Below are 23,415 nucleotides of genomic sequence, written 5' to 3' on the forward strand. Positions count from 1 at the left end.
TGTGTTTTTTAATAATGGGGCTGCAACAGAATAATAGGTTTGAACGACAAATTTACATAGATACCTCAAAATTTGAGAACTTGAGCCGTAATACTGGCGGATAGCGAGAAATACTGGCGGATAGCGAGAAATACTGGCGGATGGCGAGAAATACTGGCGGATGGCGAGAAATACTGGCGGATGGCGAGAAATACTGGCGGATAGCAAGAAATAATACAGGATAGTAATCTTTATAAAACGAAGGAGAAATATATATGTCTAAAACAAATCAAAGAATCGTTCCACATTTATGGTATGACAAGGAGGCAAAGGAAGCAGCTGAGTTTTACACTTCCATTTTCCCGGATTCAAAAATTACAAATATATCAACGATCCACGATACACCTTCAGGAGACTCCGATATTGTAACTTTTGACCTATGGGGGCAGAAGCTCATGGCAATTAGCGCAGGACCTTATTTCAAGATCAATCCGTCCATATCTTTTATCGTAAATTTTGATCCATCGCGAGATAAAAATGCGAGTGAAAAAATAAATGAGGTTTGGAACAAATTATCAGAAGGTGGAACAGCTTTAATGCCATTTGATACGTATCCTTTCAGTGAGAAGTATGGCTGGATTCAGGATAAATATGGATTATCCTGGCAGCTGATGCTTACCAATCCAGAAGGTGAAGAGCGGCCTGCGATAGTGCCTTCACTTTTGTTTGTTGGCGACCAATGCGGCAATGCAGAAGAGGCATTTACTTTTTATTTATCCGTATTCAAGAATGCAAAGATGGGACATATCGCACGTTACCCAAAAGGCATGGAGCCTGACAAAGAAGGAACCATCATGTTCTCAGATTTCATGCTCGAAAATCAGTGGTTTGTCGCAATGGATAGTGCGCACGAGCATAAATTCAGTATTAACGAGGCAATCTCATTTATGGTGTACTGCGACACACAAGAAGAAATTGATTACTACTGGGAAAAGCTTTCTGCCGTTCCAGAAGCCGAACAATGCGGCTGGCTGAAAGATCAATATGGTGTATCATGGCAGATTGTCCCAAGTGAGATGGACGAGATGATGAGCAAGAGTACTCCTGAGCAACTAGCTCGTGTAACAAAGGCATTTCTTACAATGAAGAAATTTGATCTTGGGGAATTACGAAAAGCATACAACGGATAACAGAATTCTTGATGTGATAGGCTCTAATAATTTTAAAAAATTATGTGATGACGTTGATGATTTTAGAGCTGGCTGCCACCAATGGCAGCCTTTTATTATTGAATCAGCAAAGTTTTGAAACATATAGTTGGTTTATATAAAAATAGTTCATATTGTTACTGCCAATAATAAAAGAAACATGTGTTAAAAGAGGTGTTAGATTGAAGAAGATTGCCTTGCTCTGCCTTGTTTGTTTATTGTTTCTGACCGCACTAGAAAAGCCGCGGGCATTTGTGTCTTTTTTACAACCAGTCGCAAATGGTATAAAACATAATACGAATGTTCCTGTGTACTTGCCCACATACTGGAGCGAACAAACTGTGGAATCAAATAAATATACGTCTGTAAAGGTAAAGTCTTATGAAAATGGGTACACAATCTATTTTTTATCGATGAATAAACCTTATCGAGCAAACGATTCAGCTTTATTTCATCACCCTGAATCGAGTGAAGTAGGAGAATTATCGGGTTTTGTTGGAAGTATGTCAACCAGTGATAGGCCGAGTAATTTTGTCTATTACAAAAAGAAGGATGGAGCAAAGTTATGGATTCAACCGTGGATACGATCAATCATTTATGCAAAGCGCGGCCCATGGGTCATGCTTTTTGATGGTGATAACGGAGATGAGCCCTATCAGCAAGCAAATGAGTTGTTCAACGCAATGGAGCAGGTGAAGTGGCTAAAGGACAAAAACGTTCATGAAGGGCATATCACCATTCTTGGAACAAGACGTGCTGCAAATACAAGCATTTCTTGGGAAAGTGATAATGGCTATGTTTATCATTTATTTTATAGAGGTCCTATTAAAGAAGCAGTGAAAATCGTCGATAGCTTAAGATATGTGAAATAGCGCTATCATTTTGTTAAAGTGTAGTGGACAAACGATACGTTCGTCTCCTACACTTTTTTCCATTCTTCGATTATTTCTTTAATTTTCTTCCTATCGATGATATTGATGGCATAATAAGTCAATTCCTCCAGCTTCATGGCCCGAACAGGATGGTTGGCAACACCATAAAGATCTCCTAATAAGAGTACATCGACAATCGTAAATCCAATTAAGATAATCATCGGTTTCCCATTCGCTGACCAGGTGCCTCGTGTACCTAAGACTAGTGGTAATGGCTTTTCCGTTCGTTGAACATACTCTTTAACCCACTGTTGTTCTGTTTTCATTGGGTTATTTTACCCAGTTATTGTTTCGTTTAGTAAAAAGTAAACAATAATAATATGATAAAATTCATTAATATTTTATTGCAAATCAATATATAGTGTGTTGGTTTTAAAACAATATTAAATCAGTAAGTGACTATTTAAACAAAATAGTTAATCGTATTTCCAATAAGGTGAACTTACCTAATTTCAAAAAAACGTAGGAGGCCTAAATTATGAGAGCTTTTAATCAACTTGTTCGTTTTGGTTGGGAGCCGAGTTCTTGGCTGTTATTAGTGATTGTGAGCTTTCTTAACATAGCGACGTTAAAGCAGCTTAAGGCTAAAAATTCAACTTCATAACCAATGATAAAAACTATGACATCAATCCAGCCTCTTTTCATACTATATTTTGGGGTGAAAAGAATGCCGAGAATAAATTACAGAAGTTCAGACATTGACTTAATGGCAAGGATGATGAGAGCAGAAGCCGAAGGCGAAGGAAAACTAGGGATGTTAATGGTTGGAAATGTCATCGTTAATCGTGTTAAAGCAGATTGTTTAGACTTTAAAGATGTAAGAAACGTTAACGATGTTATCTTTCAAGTCCAAGGAGGAAATTTTTCCTTTGAAGCTGTTCAAAAAGGAAATGTATTTTACCAAAGAGCGAGATCGGCTGAAAAGAGATTAGCCAAACAGAATTTGGATTATTGGAGAGAACACCCATCAAAATACTCCCTTTGGTATTTTAATCCATATGCTCCATGCCCTCCAACCTGGTATGGCCAACCTCATTCCGGACAGTTTAAACAGCATTGTTATTATGAGCCAAAAGCTAATACATGTGATAGTGTTTATAAGGGAGCTTAAGCTTACTCGTTGAGTAGGCTTTTTTACATATATGTGCAAGTGTGCCCAAACAATAATGAAATAAGGAGGCGGGAGGATTGAACAATTTAAACTTACTATTCCGTAGAAGAATAGGAATCCAAGAATATGAGGTCATTACCTTTGAAAAATTAGACAAGGTTCTTGAAAAGACAGCCAAAGCTATTCCATTTGAGAATTTGTGTATTATGGAAAATAGATCAACTGAAATCACAAAAGAAAGGATAATGAGTAAGATCCTCGAACAAAATGAAGGTGGACTTTGTTATGAATTAAATGCTATCCTTTACCTTTTTTTAAAGGAAAACAACTTTAGCTCCACGTTAATCCGAGCGGTGGTATATGACCATATGAAGCAACAATGGAGTGTAACTGGGAATACCCATGTTGCAAATCTTTTAACATTTGATGGTCAGGTATATCTAGTCGATACGGGTTTTGGGGGTAATTTGCCTTTAAAGCCGGTTCCTTTAAACGGGAAGACGGTAGAATCTAAAACTGGTGAATTTAGAGTGGTTCAAACTGATAGTGAACATGGTGATTACATTTTGTACATGAAGTTAAAGCATAAAGATGAGGATTGGAAAATCGGATACGCTTTTCGTTCTAATGAAGGATTTCATGATATAACGAATTTAAATGAAGTCCAAAAAATCATCATTGAACATCCAGGATCAGCATTTAATAAGAAGCCATTAATAACTAAAATCACAGACAAAGGGAACATCATTTTAACAGATTCCTCGTTTACTGAATGGAAGGATGGAAAAATGATAAAGGAAGAGATTGATGAAAAGAGATTCAGTAAATTAAGAAAAGGATATTTTAATCTATAATCTTTAAACTATAGAGCATTTCTTTGTGAAAAGGAATGCTCTATAACTTAGTATGTACATAAAGCAAGTAATGAGAAGTTTTAGCAATTATAAATGTTTAATTGCCCATTGTTTCATAACTTGTTCTTTTGCTATTTGGTAAATTTCTTCTTCTGATTTGTTTTTATTTGCAATTACATTGGTTTGATATTTTTTTCCCTTAAATTGTACATAAATAGTATACTCACACATTTTGTTCCATCTCCTTCTTTTATAGTAATGGGTTTTGTACTTCTATTGTAAAAGTAATTCTTTAAGTTCTGATGGATTTTATGTAAAGTTTTATTTAATAGTTGCAAGGGATTGTGGTAAATACTAAAAAAAACTCAAAAAAGGGGATTCATCATGGGAGCGATTGAACGAAACGGGTTTCGGTTTGTACCAGAATTCAGCGTCAGCCACCAAAACGGTGCCATTCATGTTTATAATAATAAAGAGCGTTTTATTGAAGAGATTAAGTTTGAGTTTTCAGGGGATTTTCCTGAACTTAATCAAATAGAGGATTTAGTAAATGATTACTGCAAACAGAAGGAAATTTAGAGACCGAATATTCGTTCGGTTTCTTGTTTTTTGTTATAATAAAATTACTACATAATGGATAAGGTGGGAAGAAAATGAATAAATTAACCGCCGTATACCCTCAAGCCGTTGAACATACGAAGGATAAAATCATCGAGGACATGAACCACTTTTTAGAAGCAAAAGAAAGTTTACCGGCCTTTAATGAATATTTAACCGCACGCGGACATTATCTAGAGCAAATTTGGATTAATGTCTGGTTAAATAAGGTGACAAATGATGTTCCGAAGAATGAGAAAAAAGAGTTTTTACGTGAAAAAGGCTATGAAGTCCAAGGTGTGGACCGAAAGCTTATTAACAAACTATTTCGGGATGAAATGAGAGAATATCAGCCATTTGATGTACTTAAATGGACGAAAGAAAACTTTACAGGCAAAGAAGTGGAATGGGAGCAAAGATACCAGCAATCCAAAGCTGATTTTTTAAAAAGACAGGAGATGTCCCGTCTTGAAGACGAGCGCCAACATATTCGTGCGGCCATTGTAGAAACCTCAAGTGATTTGCTTGAGAACGAGTATGCTCAGTTTTATCTTTATGTAAGGCATTTTACCGCCATTCAATTAGCTGCAGATATCAAGAACAATGTGAAGTTCCAATCGGTGGATACGTTTGCACTTGAAGAAAAATTAGTCAATGAGGGGCAGTTTAATCCGGATTCCTATACAACAGTTGCAACATTCTTTGAAGAATTAACAGGGGATATTCATAAGACGGTAAATTGGGGTCGAAGTTTATATGAGTACCAAACGTATTTTTTCGTTTATGAAAGCTTAATCTCAGACTATCTTTCAGAAATGATTCCACAAAAGGTTCTGGAAAAGCTTCCTGACCAAATAAAAAAACAGTTTCAAGAAACCTTTGGTGAAAAACTGACTCCTGCTTTCATTAAGGGCAGTATAAATCAGCTTCTTTTTGAAGTAGAAGACTATTTTATCGAAGATATTCAAGAGGAATATTTGTCGGATCTTTTGAAGATAGCTCAGATTCCTTTTGACCTTAATGTTCACCGGCTAATCTTTGAAAAGGATTTTGCTGATAGAGAACGAAAGAAGGCGGAGGAGGAAGCAGAGTTACAACAAAAAAGAGAAGAAGAAGAGCGGATGATGGAGGATATTTTCGGTCAGGAATACAATCCATCGTTCGGGAGACGGGTTCGTTATGTCCTTCATATTGGAGAAACGAATACAGGGAAAACACACCATGCCCTTGAACAAATGAAGAAGGCAAACAGCGGCTTATATTTAGCTCCGCTCAGACTATTAGCACTTGAGGTTTATGATAAATTAAATGCGGAAGGAACACCATGCTCGTTAAAAACGGGGGAAGAAGAAAAAATTGTACCTGGTGCTAATCACTTTTCATGCACTGTCGAAATGTTTCATGAAATGGAAAATTATGAAGTAGTTGTGATTGATGAGGCACAGATGATTACGGATAAAGACCGTGGCTTTTCTTGGTATAAAGCAATCACAAAAGCAAATGCGCGAGAGGTACATATTATTGGTAGCCGGAATTCTAAACCGATGCTTTTACAACTCTTAGGTGAATCGGATATCCTCATCCATGAGTACAGCCGTGAAATCCCACTCGAAGTCGAATCGAAGGAATTTCATATTAAACATGTAAAAAAAGGAGATGCGCTGATTTGTTTTTCGAGGAGGCGTGTTCTTGAAACAGCGTCTAGACTGCAAAATGATGGTCATACTGTCAGCATGATTTATGGGAGCATGCCGCCAGAAACTAGAAAAAAGCAAATTGAACAATTTAACAGTGGAAAAACAAAGGTAGTGGTTGCAACTGATGCAATTGGAATGGGCTTAAATCTGCCGATACGCAGGATTGTATTTTTAGAAAATGAGAAATTTGATGGAACAAGAAGGCGGCTGTTAACTTCACAAGAAGTGAAACAAATTGCCGGACGCGCAGGTCGTAAAGGGATTTATGAGGTCGGCAAGGTTGCCTTCACAAAGGATATTCGAATGATGAGACGATTGCTAAATCAAGAGGACGAGCCTGTTCATACGTTTGCGATTGCCCCTACCAACTCAGTTTTTGAGAGATTCCAACGTTATTACCGTGATTTAGGGACGTTCTTTGAGCTTTGGGGGAAATTTAACAGCCCGCCAGGTACAACAAAGGCTTCACTGACAGAAGAACGATCACTTTATCAATTAATAGCCGGAACAGAAATTGAAGCACGTTTACCTTTGATGGACCTATATGGGTTTTTACACCTTCCTTTTTCCAAAAACGAACCTACTTTAACAAGGCAGTGGGAAGATACTATGTATGCTATCATTCAGGGGAATTCACTACCCGAACCTCCATATAAGGAGCGAAGTCTAGAGGACCTCGAGCTGGCCTACAAAGCCCTTGGATTGCATCTGCTCTTTTTATATCGGTTGGGGGAACGGACAGAGGCAGTTTATTGGGAGCGGCTGCGTGAGGAAATGAGTGACAAGGTACAAGATAAATTAAAAACGGATATTAAAAAGTTCGTCAAGAAATGCAAAAACTGTGGCAAGAACCTCCCTTGGGATCACTCATTTCCAACTTGTGATGCCTGCCATCATGCTAAATATAGAAAGCGCTTTGCAGAGGATTTTTAAACCTTCGATTTCAGTTTCAACGGAAATCAATAATTGAAAAAAGCCCAAGAATCTCATCAAATTCATGATAGATTCTTGGGCCATTCATTTAAACATAAGCCATTTCTATTAAACTTGCTCTACTGTTCTTTCTTTTATTGAAGTGTTATTTTTCTTTGTCTTTGTTTGTCTTTGAATCATGTTTTTCGATTCGCTTTTACTGTAATATTTCCCTTTTGTGTAAATAGCAATGATTACCGTAAGAATCGAAGCTAAAATGGCCGCAAAGAAAGTTGCTGTATTTTGCAAGAACGTTCCCATATACCCTAGGGCAGCAATCGTTCCAAGAACACTTGACACAATTAATGGGACAACGCCAACTGGATTCCATTTGTATAATTTTTCTTGTCTTGCTTCATATTCTATCGGTACAATTTTTAATAATTTTTTAACGACTAAGGCATCCGTAACTAAAATGGCTGCCCATGCCATCAATAGGACCCCTTGGAATGTCATAGCACTTCCTAAATAATCAAGAATCCCACCTAACATTAAAGCGATCGATAGGACACCTGAGACAACAACCCAAAAACGTCGACTTGGTTTGAAATGAAATACATTCTCAAAGAAACTGGATAATGAAAGGGAGGCACTGTAAATATTTGTGACATTGATTCTAATTTGTGTCAACATCGTAAATACTACGCCGCCTAGCCCAATAAGTGTGACAATGTATACCCCAGGATTCGATTCAGCTAAACGGACACCAAACCATATTCCAAGTAACCCCATGACACCAAAGCAGAAAATTTGTGGAACAAATCCAATCATAATAGAGCCAAGTTTAATATCCTTTGGCTTTAGAAAGCGCGCATAGTCTGATGCAATAAGAGCAGTTAAGCCCATAATCCCGTGCTGCATACCAATACATAACAGTAAGGCAGTACCACCTGTTTGGACACCCTCTGGTAAGTAAGTCCAAAAATTACCGTCAAATTTTGAAGGTGTGTTGTAAGCAAAAATAATCGTGAGAATTAGAAATATGCCAAAAATCGGCAACGACCATTTCTGAAGCTTATCCAATTGTTTAATACCAAACCAATTTAATGGAATAACAATTGATCCGAATACAATAATTAGCAGCCATAATGGAATTGCGGGGAAATATGCATGTACTGCTGCGACGAGAATCATCCCTTCGAAAGCACAATACATGATAAAGTTAGATGCGTAAATGAGCGAAGTTAAAGAGGCGCCTATATAGCCAAACCCTTGTCTAGACATGAGATTGACATTCATTCCTGATTTTGCCGATAAATAAGCAATGACAGTACCTAATAAGCCGGCGATAATAATAGCGTAAATCGCTGAAATGATAGCGTTTTTCGCACCAAACTGAAGGGCCATTACACTACCTGTTTGAAAATAAAAAATGGCTGTCGCAATTCCGAACGTAATATTGGTGACACTAAACCAACCCATATTGCGCTTTGATTCTGGAACCTGTTCAAATGAATAATCATCTTTCTCTTTTTCTTGGAGACCTGTAGTTTGGTTTACACTCATGCAACCATCCTTTCCTTTCTGTCCCCATTTCTAAACGTAATTTTCACATTCATCTATCCTCTTTCAAGACTGAATGCTTGTTTAGAGGGTAACAGAATGTTTTTTTTTTTGGAAAAAATCCACTGTATTTTTAGCGAATTTCCATTTCATATATACTATTATATACACAGTTAGTTGACATAATCAACCCTTTTTCTTAAACAGTTATCAAAAACACCTTAACATCAATACTTTATTTCGTTTATCTAAATTTATTTATACATTATTTTGTATAAAAACACAGAGAAATGAAAAATACCAAAAACCTATCTCAATAAATTTTGAATCTTTATACTCTTTAACAGACTTCTTACTTAAAAAATTACCACGATAAAATTACACCAATTGGAGCTGAATATCCAAAATGTTTTTTACGCTTAAAATGAAAATAATTACTCTTTAGCATAATTATTTATTGCGTTTTAGAGTAATATAAATTACTATATAAAGTAAGGAGGTGGTAATGTTGGAAAATATTAGATTGAACGTCCCATTATTGAGAAGAAGGGTGCCGAACCTTACAAGTGCAGCGCGTGATGTAGGTTTACGGCCGGCAACCGTCTCGAATTTATGTACGGGGAAAATTCCAGTAGGACGCTCTGAAGTTCGCACCATCGTAGCATTAGCAGAATTAGCCCAATGTAGTCTAGATGAGTTGATTTTAAGAGGGGAGAACGTAGAGATGATCGAAACCAAAATAAAAACTTTAGATTTGTTTGCGCCAGTTGTTAAGGGAGGAACCATAGGGCTTGTAGCTCGACCAGGAATGGGTCAGCTTGTTGTACTAGCGGAATTATTCTATCGCTTTAAGAAGGAGGGGTATGCAACAGTTTTATTGAAGCCTGAAGGAAATCATCCTGAAATTAGTGAAGTAATGGATGATGTAGAAATCATTGCTGATACGATTGAAAAGGCTTTCTTGGAAATGTCAGTAGTTGGAAAAAATAAAGACATTATTTTTGTTGCTGACCGTTCGCATGTCTTAACGGGGGAAATTTATGAGCTTCAGGAAAAATTACATGATGTTGATATCAAGAGTGTTACCACGTTTTTACTCGATTTAAAAGGTGCATCAGTGGATGAAGACCTTCCATACGGACCACTTGAAACCTTTTGGCAGTTTGATATGGATCTTTCTGTTAGACATCGTTACCCTGCGGTGAACCCAATCTACTCTACATCTTCAGTGTTAGAGGGTGCACATGTATACCAAAATCATCTATCTATCCAACAAAAGGCTCAAAAGCTGTTACGCCGCTATCGTGAATTACGTTCCCTTGTGAATGTGAAAGGGATTAATGGGATCCCAGCAGCTGAAATTGAAACCTTTCATCGAGGAGAGCGCCTAGAAGCCTATTTGACACAGCCATTCTATGTAGCTGAAACCTTTACGGGGATCAAAGGAGAAGAGGTAAGTTTGAAGGATACATTAAATGACGTGAAAAAGATTTTGGATGGGGTTGTGGATTCAAAGGATATTGCTTCTTTGAATTATATAGGAACGATTTGATTATGGAGTGACCGAGACGGAAGACAAAATGATATTTCGGTCAATGCAACGGGTCTGGAGTGACCAGGACGGAAGACAAAATCGAATCACGGTCATAAAGCGGGTCTGGAGTGACCGAAACCAAAAATATACAGGCCACTCGGTTAATGCAAGCAATACAAACTACAACAAATAACACTTTTTATTAGGAACATACTGAACAAGCGGTATGTTCTTTTAAATTTTCCATTTTTGTGCAATTATGGTAGATAGAGAAAAGTACTTCAGAAGAAGTGGAGTGTGAAAAATGCAGCTATCTTTAACCATTAAAGGGTCGGGTGCAGATGTTGTTTCTTATCTTATCGCCAAAAACCCCAATAATCCATATGAGCGGGATGAGAAAGGATTCAAAGTTCGACTTGTCTATCCCATTTTTACCAAAGAGGAAGTTCAGTTTGTCATTTATGTGAAGCCAGATCCCATTGATTTAGTTCGAAATTCATCGGATTTATTTGATATAACTCATTACATAAACGACCGCGAGTTTGCTGTCAGCAGCTTGTTTATCACCACCATCCGCAAAGCATTAGGAACAGCGTTAAATGGGAAACCAGATGAAGCGTATCTGCATTGGGTGGATCACCCATTTGATATGGAACTGGCTTTTGGTCCTGTATCAACGGATTTACGAGATCAAGAAATCGCTGATTTGTTTGAACCAATAGGTTACAAAATTGAAATTGAGCGTGGAGATAGTGCTTTCCGTGAAAAAAGCTCGGCACGATTTGTCACAATATCCGGCAAGCAAAGCGTCCAAAATGCACTTAAACATGTTTCCATTCTCATACCTGTTATCGATAACTATAAGCACTATTTTTTAGACGAACGAGAAGTGGAGAAACTCGAACGCTATGGGGAAGGATGGCTGGAAACTCATCCGTTAAAGCAGATGATCGTCAAGCGTGCCCTTCGATTTAATGCGTTAATTTCTCAGTCTAAATACTATGACAAGAAACCGTACATTCGTAACCAGGGAGAAGGCACGAAGATTCGTTTAAATGACCTGCGTTATGAAGCAATCCTAAACGTTATTCGCGCATTGCCACAAAAGGAGAACATTGTCGACCTTGGTGCTGGGGAAGGAAGACTGTCTGTACAGCTAGGTTTTGTCGAAGGTGTTAAAGAAATTTTATCGATTGAGCCCTCGAATAAATCCCGCCTTAAGGCGATCGAAAGATTCGGACAAGTGATTGATAGAGAGGGATATGTGGAACCACAATCACTCCCTGGCTCATTATATTATTTTGATATCCGGCTGCAAAATAAAGATATTATCATTTTGTGTGAAGTAATTGAACACATAGATGAAGAAAGGCTGCCTGAAATTTTTAATACCATCTTGAATGATTATCGACCCAAGACACTAATTGTGACAACACCAAACCAAGAATACAATGTCCTCTATGATATGGATGAAGCCATGCGTCATGACGATCACCGTTTTGAGTGGACAAGAGCTGAATTTGCTCAACATGTGGAAGCGTGGAGTAAAGGATATCCTTATCAAGTTAACATTCAAGGGATCGGTGAAGAACATCCAACATATGGTCAGCCGACACAAATGGCTATATTTAGAAGGGAGGAGATTTGATGACAACAATAAATTTACCACATGCAGGGATTGTGCTATTGGTCGGCCCCTCTAATACCGGTAAAACGACTTTATTAAATCAGTTAATCCAAGAAAATCAAATTCTTGCTTCTGAAGTTATCAGCTCTGATCAATTCCGCGTTCTTGTTAGTGATATCGAATTTATTAGCTGGAATGGGCGACCAAAAGACGAAAGTGACGCACTGTTTCATGAATACCAGCAAATATCTAGCGCAGCCTTTGATGCAATGGATTATGTCATCTCAAAACGATGTAAACTCAATAAATTAACATTCATCGATGCAACCCATTTACGTGAAGAAGAGCATGAAAAATACCTTCAAATGGGGAAGAAATATCATGTTCCAGTCATTGCTATCGTCCTTAATATCTCGGAAACTGAATTGCTAAGACGTGATGCGGAGAGGGATTTTTCTCGGGGCAGAAACCGAATAAAGCAGCAGTATCAACATTTTAAAAATACTCTTCGCTTCATTAAAAAGAAACATTACCGAAGGGTTTACTTGTTGGGTGAAGATGAACTTGAAGTATTGAATGTAAGTCGATTGGAAAATCCATTATTTATTGAGCTGGATAACGGAATCGATTTTATCGGTGATATTCATGGCTGCTATGAGGAATTTCTTGAAATCCTCTCAAAACTTGGATACCAAGAAAATGATGAAGGATATTACATCCATCCAGAAGGGCGGAAAATTCTTTCACTTGGTGATGTGTTGAGCCGTGGATCCCGGTCGATTGAAACACTACAATTTTTCCAAAAGCATGTAGCTGCAGGACATGCCTATATGATTGACAGCAATCATGGCTGGAAAATTGCACGCTGGCTGGAAGGAAAAAATGTGAAGATGGCACATGGGGATGAAAATGTTGCTGCTGAGTTTGAAGAATATGAGCGAAAAAATGGTACAGAAGAGACAGAGAAGTTAAAGGAACAAATAAAAGAGTTATTATTAGAAGCCAAATCACATTATATTATTCGGAAAAATGGTGTAAATGCTGTTGTCGCCGTTCATGCAGGAATCAAGGATCACTATATTGGGAAGCAGTCCCACCGTATTTCTGATTTTTGCCGATACGGAGATACTGATGGGCTTGATGAAAATGGGAAGCCAATTCGAAAAGATTGGTCCATCTCTCACAAATCTAGTGAACTCATTATCTGGGGGCATGATCCAAAGCCGCAGCCCTTACTGGTTAACAATACACTGAATATTGACCAAGGTGTGGTTTTCGGCGGCACTCTGACCGCCTATCGTTACCCCGAAAAACAATTCGTTTCGGTGAAGGCTAAGCAGGATTATGCAAATGTACCGGACAATCCATTGAAAGAGTGGGAGCTAAAGCGGCTCAATCCGCCAAATATTATGAAGTTCTTAGAAGGATATTCTGTGCTGACGGAGCACTATGGGGAAATCATGATTTATGATGATGGAGTGAAACCAGCTATAGATGACTTTTCCCATTACACACTGCCGCTTGAAGATATCGTTTATCTGCCGCCGACGATGAGCCCGACACCAAAAGCTTCTCGTCTTGAGGGATACCTTGAACACCCAATGGAAGCATTTGAATATTATCAATCGAATGGGGTGGAGACCATGGTTGTTGAAAAGAAACATATGGGCAGCAGGGGAATTCTATTTTTATTTAAAAATAAGGAAGTCGCCAAGGAATATATCGGCAGGGAAACATTAGGAAATATTTATACCCGGACAGGCAGGGCATTCTTCAAAAAGGAAGTAGAAGAACAAATTGTTGGTGTACTGAATGAGGATCTAGTGAAGAGTGGCTATTTCGAAACCTACAACACAGATTTTGTGCTGCTAGATGCTGAAATTCTTCCCTGGAATTTAAAGGCGAAAGACTTGATTTTAAATCAATATGCACATGTGGGGGAAATGGCATTGCTTGATCGTAAGAAGTTACAGGATTCGCTTCAACAAGCTTTTGAAAGCGGGAAGGGTGTTGAACACTGGATACAAGAAAACGAGATGGGAATAGAGAACGCAAAGGTTTTTAATGAAGTCTATCAAAAATACTGTTGGGAAATAGAGGGGTTGGATGGCATTCAAATTGCACCCTTTCATACGCTGGCACATAGCAAAGAAACCTTTTTTGACAAGCCGCACAGATGGCATATGGAGAAAAACAAAGAATTCAACGGGATATCCCGGTTATTTCTGGAAACAGAGTACCGGGTTGTAAGTGATGAGGCTTCGATGAAAGCAGCGATTGAGTGGTGGGAAGAAATAACCGAGGCTGGACATGAAGGATTTGTTGTCAAACCAGATTCGTTTATTACCCGTCACAAAGGAAAACTGTTGCAGCCAGCCATAAAGGTGAGGGGACGAAAGTATCTGCATATTATCTATGGAATGGACTATCTGCTTCCTGAAAATTTATCTCGGTTAAAAAAACGGAATGCAGGCAAGAAACAGCGTAATGCGTTGAAGGAATTTGCGCTCGGTGTCGAGGGTGTGAATCGATTTGTAAAAAAAGAATCATTAGAACGTGTTCATGAATGTGTTTTGGGTGTACTTGCTTTAGAGGCAGAACCTATTGATCCAAGATTGTAGTTGAGTAAAAAGGAACTGTGCACACTTGTACACTTTTAATCAAATAGAAAAAGAGCAGCTGCTCTTTTTCTATTTGATTAATGGGAATACCAAACCTGTAAACTTTATTAATAAATGAACAGGCTTTTTATTTATTTTACTGGACCTTTGGTGATCTCAGTGAGTTTAGAATTAATCGCAAAGATTTTTGCATTTACATCTGCTATTCCAAAGCCAGCCAATCTTTTTGAGTGCATATCTAAATATTTTTCAGCTGTTTGTTTTGTTTCGAAAATATAAATTCCGCCTGCTTCGTTTGTTTCAGGACTCTCTGTCCAGATTTTCCACATGAATCCTTCTTCTTCATTTATACTTTTTGCTAAACCCGAAAACTCTTCTCCCATTTCATCTCCGAATGGTCCATTCATTTTAAAATCTACTTGTAATACGTAGGCCATTATTGTCATTCTCCTTTAATTTACAATTCCTTAGAATCTCATTTTTATCATACAATTGCATTCTATCCATAACGAAACCATGAAAATACCAATAATTGATTGAATCTGTTGTTTATACAACAAATTGGCAAAAATGTCTTAAAAGTACGAATGCCATTAATAACTCATTCAAAGACGGACCCCGAGTTCTTCGTACTCGCAAATTCTTCTTCATTTACCTCGTACCAGTTTGTTTTTTTCATACAAAGAGCCATATTCCATGTGTATTCCCCATATGATGTAGGTAAAAAGGAGCGTGAGAGTATGGCTGTTCATATAGTAAGTGCGGGGGAAAATTTGTGGGCAATTTCAAACCGTTATGGTGTGTCTATCCAAACCATTGTCGAGATAAATGGTCTGTCGTCGGCTAACGCCCTTGTCCCTGGTCTCGCATTGTACATTCCCGACAACCAGCTTCCCATCCGCTCCTATCAAATAAAACCAGGAGATCAAATTCGGAAATTGGCTCGGCGGTTCAATACGGATATTTCCTCGATTTTAGGGGCAAATTCCGGGATAGACCCGAGCAGGCTTTTCATCGGACAAAGGATAAACATTCCTTCTCCTAAAAAGTTGGAGATCTCCACTCTCGGGTTTCTTGTTCCATCAGGTTCAAGTACAGATCTCACGGTATTAGATTCCCTCGCCGGGCAATTAACATATTTAGCGGTAGTAGCATATGCGTTTACGTCAGAAGGTTATGCCTATAACTTGATTCAGGATACAGCGATTGTTGCACGAAGTAAGCAATTAAATATCACCCCTTTACTGATGATCCGTAATTTTACAGGAGTAGATTTCAGTGCCGAGCTGGCGGGGCAAGTGCTTAGAAATCCTGCCCACCGCCGAAATTTGGTCCTAAGTATTGTAAATTTAACGAGACAAAGAGGGTTTGGCGGTGTCAGTATTGACTTTGAGTTTATTCCGCCCCCACAACGCAATGATTTTAATCTGTTTTTAAGAGAATTAAAGAGCGCTCTGAGAGAGTTGTTATTACATGTAAATGTGCATGCGAAAACAGCAGATCTTCCAACCAATCGAATTGTTGGAGCATACGATTATGCAGCGATTGGATCTATAGCCGACATTGTGGCCGTTATGACGATTGATTATGGATACCCGGGCGGACCACCGGATCCGATTGCCCCTATCTGGTGGATAGAAGAAGTAGTTCAATACGCCCTTGCAAACATTAATCCTCGTAAACTACAAATTGCGCTGCCTCTCTATGGATATGATAAAGTCGTCGGGACGAGTACGACACATGCCATGTCTGTTCTAGCAGCCCAGAATCAAGCTATTAGAACGGGTTCGCCGATTGAATTTGATCAAAGATCCATGTCTCCTTGGTATCGGCATTGGAGTACGGGGCTAGAACATATCGTTTGGTTTGAGGATATTCGAAGTTTCATAGCCAAATATCGTTTGATCGATTTATATAACTTATCAGGAACAACCTTCTGGCAAATTAGCTTGGCAGCACCACAAAATTGGGCGTTTATGAGTAAAAATATTACTGTTTTGAAATAGTATTTTCGAGCATCGCGGATATATTGGGAATAACGCAGATATATTTAGTTTATCGCCGATAAATATGAATTTACGCAGATAAAACCCGATTAACGCAGATATATTTATTTTTTCTGGAAAGACTTTATAAAAAACGAGAAAGTTGGAAATGGTTTTGCTGAGAAGATTGAATTTGATTATTTTTATAAGTGTATTTACAACAATACTACCACAAACACAACCAGTTCTTGCAGAGGACAATCTAGGACACCAATTAAATCAGCTGTTAAATGAGGAACCGGATTTACAGGGGGCTATTGCTGGGGTGAGCATACGAAATGCGACAAATGGTGAAGTTCTATATGACCACCTAGGAGATGTCCGCCTCCGCCCTGCTTCAAATATGAAGCTGTTAACAGCTGCCGCAGCATTATCTGTATTAGGGGAAGACTACACTTTTAAAACCGAAGTACTCATGGATGGGACCGTAAAAAAGAAAACCCTGCATGGGAATCTATATTTAAAGGGAAAGGGCGATCCGACTCTCTTAAAGGAAGACTTTGATAACATGGCCGCAGAACTCAAAACAATAGGGATACAAAAAATTACGGGTCAGTTAATTGGCGACGATACATGGTATGATGATATCCGTTATTCGGTTGATTTACCGTGGAGTGATGAACAAACCTATTACGGTGCACAAATTTCCGCCCTAACAGCATCGCCAACAAAAGATTATGATTCGGGATCGGTGTTGATTGAAGTAAAACCGGGTAACGTCGAAGGTGATAAGGCGGAAGTAACACTTACGCCAAATACTGAATTTGTAAAAATCATCAATCAAACCGAAACGGTTGCTAAGGATGGAAAAAAGAAGCTGACCTATGAACGGGAGCACGCCAAAAACACGATTACCATTACGGGGACTTTACCGGTTACATCGAAAGGTGAAAAGGAATGGATTGGTGTCTGGGAACCGACTCGGTACGCATTAGCGCTTTTTAAACAATCACTTGAACAAAAAGGCATTCATCTAACAGGAAAAATAAAAATAGGAACCACTCCAACAGATGCGAAAATCGTACATACACGGAGCTCGATTAAGCTTTCAGAATTACTTGTTCCTTTTATGAAACTGAGCAACAATGGTCATGCAGAAACCTTGGTAAAAGAGATGGGAAGAGTGGTAAAAGGGGAAGGCAGCTGGGAAAAGGGCATTGAGGTAATGGAAGCAGAGCTAGCCAAATTTGGGATCAACACGGAAACATTGGTCCTGCGGGATGGTTCTGGAATTTCACATGTTAATTTAGTTCCTGCTGCACAGCTGTCTCAATTATTAGTTGCTGTTCAGCAGCAAACGTGGTTTCTTGCCTTTCTTCATTCACTGCCAGTAGCAGGAGCTAGTGAAAAAATGGAAGGTGGCAGCTTACGAAGCAGGATGAAGGGTCCGGATGTAAAAGAGAAGGTATTTGCAAAAACAGGGACGATTTCTACAGTAAGTACCATATCCGGCTATGTAACCACGAAAAGTAGACAAACCTTGGTCTTTTCTATTATGTTAAACAATCTAATGGAGGATGCCAAAGGTAAGAAAATTGAAGATAAACTAATTTCGATTATAGCCAATCATTGATGAGTTGTGTCTTTTGATACAACTCTATTTTCGTCTTCCAGGTAAGGATAAAAAAATATTCATATAAATAAAAAATTTAAATTCATAATATCGTAAATATTCCCCATCCTATAAAAGTAAAAAGATACTTAGGAGGAAATTTTATGGCACAATTAAGAGATATCATGACATCAGATGTTGTAACCGTTAATGAAACACAGACCGTACAGGAAGCAGCAGCGTTAATGAGCAAATATAATATCGGAGCGATCCCAGTAGTAAATAACAATCGACAAATCGTTGGAATTGTAACGGATCGTGATATTACCCTCCGTACGACTGCACAAGGAGAAAATCCACAAACGCCTGTTTCCGAAGTTATGACTGCGCAGCAAATCGTACAAGGTACACCTGATATGGATGTGCATCAAGCTGCAAATTTAATGGCAGAGCAGCAAATTCGCAGATTGCCAGTGACTGAAAATGGTCAATTGGTAGGAATGGTAGCTTTAGGCGATCTTGCAGTGCAAAATCAATATGCAAATGAGGCAGAACAGGCATTACAAAGTATCTCAACTCCATCAGCACCTCAACAATAGGAAGAGGTTACCGGGAGAAATGGAACCATAAGTACACTTTTTGAAAATAACAAACTTTTTTAATACGTGTCCCATACAAATTGCCGTTAAAAAACCACTTGGAAAAGTGGTTTTTTAATCGCGCATTGCTCCTGCCTCTCGGGAAGTCATGGCACCTTCACCTTGGCTTATATCTTTTTGAATTTCTTGTTTTACTTTTTGTGGATCCGTTCCGGCAAAATTTGGTTTCATTATAGAATCGATATTCCCTTTAACTTGCTGATTCTGTTTCATATAAGTCCTCCTTCATCCATTCCATTATTGAAATCATCTGAACGAATGTGTGATTATTTCCTTTTGATATCAATAAAAAGTGTACCATCGGGTTGAATTTCTGCATAAAAAACTTCAGATACCGAGGTAACCCCTGCTTTTTGAAGGTTTTGTTGTAACCAGTCAGTATTTAGATTCAATTTTTCCAAGCTTTCAGAGGTAATTTTCCCATCCAACACGACCCCGGTTGCTATAGGAAATACTTTTTTCCTAATACTTATGTTCATATCCTCTTTCGTTACAGGCTGTCCCGATTCCTTTTTCATCACCGAAAGTTTACCATCTGTTTCAAATATGGCGTACTCTACCTCTGCCATAGAAAAGACGTTTTTTTGTCTTAGGATAGCCCTTAAGGAATCTAAATCTAATCGACAGCTTCGGAGAGCTTGTTCCATAATCTTTCCTTCTTTAATCAAGATGACAGGTTCACCTGTCAGCAATTTTCTAGCGTGTACAGATTTAATATCGATATAACTCATGATCAATGTGTAAATACTCCAACCAGCCAATGCGATAAGTCCATTGCGAATACTTAATTGGTGGTCAACTACAAGGCTCGCTGCTATTTCACCAATCGCAATAGCTGAAACAAAATTGAAAAAAGTCATTTGACTAATCTCTTTTCTGCCCATTATTCTTGTTAGTAAAAATAATACAAAAAAGCCCAATGTTATCCTTAGCAACAATGTGTGTAATTCCATAGAAACCACCAACCTTTGTGATTCTTCAATGAACTGGCCTTTCACCTCTTTATTGTTTCATTATAACTTGCGGATTTTTACATGTTGCTATTCGTTAGCTGATCAGTTTTTGATTTTTATTTCACTTTTCAATTAAACCCGTTACCTTCATTCAATCCTTTTCTTAATGCCTCGATAGCACGCAAAACATTTTTATGATTCTCCTCTGTGTTTCGATGATTTCTTGCATGAAGCAGGACCGGACGAACGGATTCAACGGATCGTCCAAGGTCGTTCATCCACTCATATCGGGGTACTAACCAGGTATGGAAATGATGTGTGGTATCTTCGTTGTAGAAATAATAAACATGGTTAATGCCTAGAATCTCGCGTTGTGCTTTCCTGATTTTCGTAAGTATATTTATGTAATCCAGTCTTTCTTCATCCGTCAATTCATCCAAGCATTTTATATGTCTTTTTGAAGCCAGTATAACTAATCCTTCAATCGGATAGGCAACATCCTGGTGGGCATGGAAATGTTCTGTTTCTACTATCACGCCGCCATCTGGCACCACCAGCCCGCTCGTCAAAGCACAACTCAAGCATTCAACTTCAACCGTTTTCCCATTTGATAATGTAATTTTTCTCATCCAATTTCCCCCTCTGCAAGTATCCTGAATTATCTTACAACACACTCATCAATAAAAGAATAGTAAGAAGTTTTTTTGCGAAAAATAAACTAAAAAAACGGTGGGATACGATGATTTTTGGTTGTCATGTTAGCATTCGAAACGGGTATTTAGGTGCGGCAAAACGAGCAGAGGCTTACGGAGCTGAGGCATTTCAATATTTTCCGAAAAATCCACGGAGCCTTTCAATCAAAGACTTTGACCGAGGAGATGCGGGAAGCTGTAAAGAATTTTGCCAAGAGCATGGGATGGTTTCCGTTGCACATACACCTTACTCAACAAGTTTGACGCCTTCTGAGGATAAAAAAGAGTTAACGATTGCGTCTCTCTTAAATGATTTAGAAATTGCAGATTCCTGCGGCTCAGTTGGAGTAATTGTCCACTTTGGGAGTCAAATAAGGAAAACAGACCCACTTGCTAGTTATCATTTAATGTTAGAAATGCTTAATTCTGTCCTCAGTCAATGGAGCGGGGAATGTTTACTATTAATTGAGAATAACGCTGGAACAAAAGGAGCCCTCGGCACAACGTTTGAGGAATTAGTTCAAATTCGGAACCTGGCGGATTATCCAGAGAAAATCGGTTTTTGCCTCGACACTTGTCATATGTTTGCGAGTGGACTTTGGAATGGGGAAAATACAGAAGAATTTTTCGCAAAAGGTCAAGAACTCCATTACTTTAAACATCTTAAAATCATTTATCTCAATAATTCTAAATATCCGACTGGATCGAGAAAGGATCGTCATGCGAATATTTTTCAAAATGGACTCATCAAAGATGAGCACCTAAAGGATATCGTAACCTCGCCAATTCTAAAACAGATTCCATTTGTGTTAGAAACGCCAGATGATGAAGGAATAACACATCGAGAAGAAATTAAGCAGCTCTATCAAAAATGGGGATAGTTAAATTGTCACAATAAATATATAATTAATAAATAAGTAAACAATATTGGCAGGGATAGAAGATGAAACAAATGAAAAAAGGACCAATCCTATCAGAACGTTTTGAGGTTGCCTTCAATCAAGTGCATGATGCGATGAAGGATATTGTCAAAATTAATGATGATAGATTTGTAGTGTTGGTAAAGGTGGGCGCAAAGAAATACCAAATCATCGAAACCTTTAAAAAGGATCTCGAGCAATATGCGAAACTAAGGAATGCCATTGTTCATGAAAAAATGGAGGTCGGCTATTATATTGCGGAACCGAATGCAAAAGTGGTTGAACATATTGAGAAAATCGCGCATGTGTTTAACCGTCCGAATTATGCAATGACCATTGCGACGAAAAATGTGGTTTACTTTGATTATAATGATAGTATTTTAAAAGTGACGGAGGCAATCCGTCAGTATAATTATTCCAAATTTCCAATCTATAAGAATAAGGAATTTGCAGGCCTTTTGACGGCAGGGTCGATCGTGAAGTGGATGGCACAAAACATGGTGAGCAGTTCTGTGAATCTAGCACATACCCAAATATCTGATATTATGAAATATGAAAAAGAACATCCCATTGATTTTGTGGCGAAAAGTACCAATATCTTTGATGTTGAAACCATTTTTGAAAAGTCTCATAAAGTAAAGAAAAAATTAGAAGCCGTTATTATTACTGAAAACGGAAGAAAAGATGAGACCCCGCTTGGAATTGTCACTCCGTGGGACTTAATTGAAATTGATTATACAGTTGATTAAAAAAAAGAAAGGAGCACACCAAAAAAAGGTATGCTCTTTTTCCTATTGTCTAGCTACATCGCCCAGCGGCTAGTGTACTTCGCTCTTCTCCCTACGATAAGTCAACATCGAAACGCTACGCTCTTCGTGTTTCCTTTATCTCAGTCGAAGTGCTCCAGTCCATACGCCGCTGAACGGGCGCTTCCGCTTTTCCTATTACATATCATCAAAATGAAACTCACTTAATTGATCCATATGACTGGCAATCATCGCGATAATTGTACTTGCTTCTTCTTTGCTGAAAATGAAATGGGATTCGTCTTTAATTAATTCATCATCGGTTGTCCAAATCCGGTTAATTCTTTTTAAAACACCGTCACCTGTTTCAGGAACGACTCCAAATTGATAGGTCACTTCAACCTCATCATCGTGCTTGAATGCCGTTACCTCCGGTGTGTTCCAATCTACATCAATTTCTTCAAAGATATCATCACTGCTTACTTGTTCAGCCTCATAATACTCGACACCATCATCAACCATTTCATCATAACATTCGTCGCTGTCTGCATACACTTCGGTTGAAGTCAAATAGACACCGTCATCGGTGTAGTGATCCTCATCATTCATATAATCATGAAGACTTGCATGGACTTCATCGACGATTTCTTCTATGTCCGAAAGGATGATTTTAGCAGTATGCCCACTGTCAACATCAAAGGTATCGATGTAGAATTCTTCGTTCCCTGGATCAAAGAATAATGTACAAAAATAGTCTCTATCGATATCTTCTGTATGCACATCTTCCGTTTCTACAAAAAATTCGATCCTCGGGTGTTTGGCAGCTCTTTCAATCGACATTTGACCAACCTGATCATACTCTTCACATATCGATTCTAGGTGATCCTGCAGCTCACTGCAAACTCTGTCAAACCATTCTAACGACATTAACATCCCATCCTTTCAAGGTAATCGAAGTTATTATCTCCAACATGCACATTAATATGTCTAACCTGTGCATTTTTGTAAAAATATGGATTTCCTATCTAACCTACATTGAGAGCGATATTATTTTGGAATCAGTGATCAAGAGCTATATGAATGGAAGGAGGCAAACGGAAGATTCTCAGTGTATAGTGTCTTCCGGAAACACTTTCTCCAGCCATTAAGGAAAAGTTTGAAAATAAATTAAACATAATAAGATTATGTCAACAAAATGAATGTAGTTAGCAGC

22 protein-coding genes are annotated in these 23,415 nt (G+C 38.3%); 14 read left to right on the plus strand and 8 right to left on the minus strand.

What is annotated here, in order from left to right; translation table 11 throughout:
* The first annotated feature begins 254 nt into the window (after nucleotides 1-254).
* Both V7108_RS09680 and V7108_RS09685 read left to right on the plus strand, forming a co-directional pair.
* Nucleotides 255-1,169: a VOC family protein gene (locus V7108_RS09680; protein ID WP_335513145.1), complete on the plus strand. Its 915-nt coding sequence runs from the start codon at nucleotides 255-257 to the stop codon at nucleotides 1,167-1,169.
* Nucleotides 1,170-1,369: 200 nt separating this feature from the next.
* Nucleotides 1,370-2,059 (plus strand): hypothetical protein, encoded by a 690-nt coding sequence (locus V7108_RS09685; RefSeq protein ID WP_335568049.1) that lies wholly within the window; start codon nucleotides 1,370-1,372, stop codon nucleotides 2,057-2,059.
* Between the two features lie 47 nt (nucleotides 2,060-2,106).
* On the opposite strand, the gene V7108_RS09690 is transcribed toward V7108_RS09685, so the two are convergent.
* Nucleotides 2,107-2,385, minus strand: a complete 279-nt coding sequence (locus V7108_RS09690) for a hypothetical protein (RefSeq protein WP_335513915.1) — start codon at nucleotides 2,383-2,385, stop codon at nucleotides 2,107-2,109.
* A gap of 401 nt (nucleotides 2,386-2,786) precedes the next feature.
* Here V7108_RS09690 and V7108_RS09700 point away from each other — a divergent pair, with 401 nt between their 5' ends.
* Nucleotides 2,787-3,230 (plus strand): cell wall hydrolase, encoded by a 444-nt coding sequence (locus tag V7108_RS09700; protein WP_335568050.1) that lies wholly within the window; start codon nucleotides 2,787-2,789, stop codon nucleotides 3,228-3,230.
* Nucleotides 3,231-3,307: 77 nt separating this feature from the next.
* Nucleotides 3,308-4,084 carry an arylamine N-acetyltransferase family protein gene (locus V7108_RS09705; RefSeq protein ID WP_335568051.1) on the plus strand — a complete coding sequence of 259 codons (777 nt, stop codon included), beginning with the start codon at nucleotides 3,308-3,310 and terminating at the stop codon, nucleotides 4,082-4,084.
* 87 nt (nucleotides 4,085-4,171) lie between these two features.
* On the opposite strand, the gene V7108_RS09710 is transcribed toward V7108_RS09705, so the two are convergent.
* On the minus strand, nucleotides 4,172-4,315 hold the full coding sequence (locus tag V7108_RS09710; protein WP_335568052.1) for a BA3454 family stress response protein: 144 nt from the start codon (nucleotides 4,313-4,315) through the stop codon (nucleotides 4,172-4,174).
* A 153-nt stretch (nucleotides 4,316-4,468) separates the two neighbouring features.
* Here V7108_RS09710 and V7108_RS09715 point away from each other — a divergent pair, with 153 nt between their 5' ends.
* Nucleotides 4,469-4,663 (plus strand): YbxH family protein, encoded by a 195-nt coding sequence (locus V7108_RS09715; RefSeq protein ID WP_335520425.1) that lies wholly within the window; start codon nucleotides 4,469-4,471, stop codon nucleotides 4,661-4,663.
* A 74-nt stretch (nucleotides 4,664-4,737) separates the two neighbouring features.
* Complete coding sequence (locus V7108_RS09720) at nucleotides 4,738-7,311, plus strand: helicase-related protein (RefSeq protein ID WP_335568053.1); 2,574 nt, start codon at nucleotides 4,738-4,740, stop codon at nucleotides 7,309-7,311.
* Nucleotides 7,312-7,419: 108 nt separating this feature from the next.
* Here the strand turns inward: V7108_RS09720 and V7108_RS09725 are convergent, their stop codons facing one another.
* Complete coding sequence (locus V7108_RS09725) at nucleotides 7,420-8,856, minus strand: purine-cytosine permease family protein (protein WP_335568054.1); 1,437 nt, start codon at nucleotides 8,854-8,856, stop codon at nucleotides 7,420-7,422.
* A gap of 505 nt (nucleotides 8,857-9,361) precedes the next feature.
* On the opposite strand from V7108_RS09725, the gene V7108_RS09730 reads away from it, so the two are divergent.
* The 3 genes from V7108_RS09730 to V7108_RS09740 all read left to right on the plus strand — a co-directional run bounded on the left by V7108_RS09730 (nucleotide 9,362) and on the right by V7108_RS09740 (nucleotide 14,635).
* Complete coding sequence (locus V7108_RS09730; protein WP_335568055.1) at nucleotides 9,362-10,405, plus strand: ATP synthase beta subunit C-terminal domain-containing protein; 1,044 nt, start codon at nucleotides 9,362-9,364, stop codon at nucleotides 10,403-10,405.
* 286 nt (nucleotides 10,406-10,691) lie between these two features.
* Entirely contained in the window at nucleotides 10,692-12,035 is a 1,344-nt protein-coding gene (locus tag V7108_RS09735; protein WP_335568056.1) for a 3' terminal RNA ribose 2'-O-methyltransferase Hen1, read from the plus strand.
* Entirely contained in the window at nucleotides 12,035-14,635 is a 2,601-nt protein-coding gene (locus tag V7108_RS09740; RefSeq protein WP_335568057.1) for a polynucleotide kinase-phosphatase, read from the plus strand. The genes V7108_RS09735 and V7108_RS09740 overlap by 1 nt, the downstream gene beginning before the upstream one ends.
* Before the next feature lie 131 nt (nucleotides 14,636-14,766).
* Here the strand turns inward: V7108_RS09740 and V7108_RS09745 are convergent, their stop codons facing one another.
* Nucleotides 14,767-15,072: a monooxygenase gene (locus tag V7108_RS09745; RefSeq protein WP_335568058.1), complete on the minus strand. Its 306-nt coding sequence runs from the start codon at nucleotides 15,070-15,072 to the stop codon at nucleotides 14,767-14,769.
* A 303-nt stretch (nucleotides 15,073-15,375) separates the two neighbouring features.
* Here V7108_RS09745 and V7108_RS09750 point away from each other — a divergent pair, with 303 nt between their 5' ends.
* From V7108_RS09750 to V7108_RS09760, 3 genes are all read left to right on the plus strand, one after another.
* Nucleotides 15,376-16,641, plus strand: a complete 1,266-nt coding sequence (locus V7108_RS09750; protein ID WP_335568059.1) for a glycosyl hydrolase family 18 protein — start codon at nucleotides 15,376-15,378, stop codon at nucleotides 16,639-16,641.
* Between the two features lie 148 nt (nucleotides 16,642-16,789).
* Nucleotides 16,790-18,253: a D-alanyl-D-alanine carboxypeptidase/D-alanyl-D-alanine endopeptidase gene (dacB, locus tag V7108_RS09755; protein ID WP_420489174.1), complete on the plus strand. Its 1,464-nt coding sequence runs from the start codon at nucleotides 16,790-16,792 to the stop codon at nucleotides 18,251-18,253.
* Nucleotides 18,254-18,396: 143 nt separating this feature from the next.
* Nucleotides 18,397-18,831 carry a CBS domain-containing protein gene (locus V7108_RS09760; protein ID WP_335513452.1) on the plus strand — a complete coding sequence of 145 codons (435 nt, stop codon included), beginning with the start codon at nucleotides 18,397-18,399 and terminating at the stop codon, nucleotides 18,829-18,831.
* Between the two features lie 114 nt (nucleotides 18,832-18,945).
* On the opposite strand, the gene V7108_RS09765 is transcribed toward V7108_RS09760, so the two are convergent.
* From V7108_RS09765 to V7108_RS09775, 3 genes are all read right to left on the minus strand, one after another.
* Nucleotides 18,946-19,104 (minus strand): hypothetical protein, encoded by a 159-nt coding sequence (locus tag V7108_RS09765; protein WP_335568061.1) that lies wholly within the window; start codon nucleotides 19,102-19,104, stop codon nucleotides 18,946-18,948.
* 53 nt (nucleotides 19,105-19,157) lie between these two features.
* Nucleotides 19,158-19,844 (minus strand): DUF421 domain-containing protein, encoded by a 687-nt coding sequence (locus tag V7108_RS09770; protein ID WP_335513456.1) that lies wholly within the window; start codon nucleotides 19,842-19,844, stop codon nucleotides 19,158-19,160.
* A gap of 128 nt (nucleotides 19,845-19,972) precedes the next feature.
* Nucleotides 19,973-20,473 (minus strand): HIT family protein, encoded by a 501-nt coding sequence (locus V7108_RS09775; protein ID WP_335568062.1) that lies wholly within the window; start codon nucleotides 20,471-20,473, stop codon nucleotides 19,973-19,975.
* Between the two features lie 110 nt (nucleotides 20,474-20,583).
* On the opposite strand from V7108_RS09775, the gene V7108_RS09780 reads away from it, so the two are divergent.
* The gene (locus V7108_RS09780) at nucleotides 20,584-21,417 is read left to right on the plus strand and encodes a deoxyribonuclease IV (protein WP_335568063.1); all 834 of its coding nucleotides are present in this window, start codon (nucleotides 20,584-20,586) and stop codon (nucleotides 21,415-21,417) included.
* A gap of 62 nt (nucleotides 21,418-21,479) precedes the next feature.
* The gene (locus V7108_RS09785) at nucleotides 21,480-22,205 is read left to right on the plus strand and encodes a CBS domain-containing protein (protein WP_335513462.1); all 726 of its coding nucleotides are present in this window, start codon (nucleotides 21,480-21,482) and stop codon (nucleotides 22,203-22,205) included.
* 195 nt (nucleotides 22,206-22,400) lie between these two features.
* On the opposite strand, the gene V7108_RS09790 is transcribed toward V7108_RS09785, so the two are convergent.
* Entirely contained in the window at nucleotides 22,401-23,129 is a 729-nt protein-coding gene (locus V7108_RS09790; RefSeq protein WP_335568064.1) for a hypothetical protein, read from the minus strand.
* Nucleotides 23,130-23,415 lie beyond the last annotated feature (286 nt).

The organism is Neobacillus vireti (genome assembly GCF_036962345.1).
In the GTDB taxonomy this organism is placed as follows: Bacteria; Bacillota; Bacilli; order Bacillales; family Cytobacillaceae; genus Neobacillus; species Neobacillus vireti_A.